The 522-nt window shown below is 75.5% G+C and carries 2 pseudogenes; one reads left to right on the forward strand and one right to left on the reverse strand.

Features of this window, described 5'->3' with window-relative positions:
* Nucleotides 1-359 (forward strand): annotated as a pseudogene (locus tag HUW36_RS33985) (hypothetical protein); the annotation flags it as partial.
* Nucleotides 360-404: 45 nt separating this feature from the next.
* Here HUW36_RS33985 and HUW36_RS33990 read toward each other — a convergent pair.
* A pseudogene (locus HUW36_RS33990) lies at nucleotides 405-522 on the reverse strand (ribokinase); the annotation flags it as partial.

Raw genomic sequence — 522 nt, forward strand, 5'->3', positions numbered from 1 at the left:
ACACGGTGGCCGGCCGGGCGGCCGGCACCGTGGCCACCGCGGAGCAGGCGGCGGGCACCGCGGTCGAGCTGCTGGCGGCGTACGAGTCGACGCTGCGCCGCGCGGCCCCGATGGCGGCCCGCTTCGTGGAGCAGCTCAGCCCGGAGGAGGTGACCGCCGCGATCCGGCTGGTCGACGAGCTGCCGAAGCTCAAGGAGCACCTCACCTCGGACGTGCTGCCGATCCTGGCCACGCTCGACCGGGTCGGCCCGGACCTGCACGACCTGCTCGACGTCACCCGGGACCTGAAGCTCGCGGTGGCCGGCATCCCGGGGCTCGGCATACTGCGCCGGCGCGGCGAGCGCGCCGAAGGAGCGTAAGGAAGGGCCCCCTCTTAACGCCTCCGGTAGTGGAAGGGGCCCTTGTTAACGCCGGGCGTACAGCGCGTCGATTTCCGCGCGGTGCGGCAGCGCGACCGACGCGCCGAGCCGGCGTACGCAGGCCGCCCCGGCCGCGGCGGCCCACCGCACGGCCTCGACCAGG

The organism is Micromonospora maritima, assembly GCF_902825405.1.
GTDB classification, from domain to species: Bacteria; Actinomycetota; Actinomycetes; order Mycobacteriales; family Micromonosporaceae; genus Micromonospora; species Micromonospora maritima.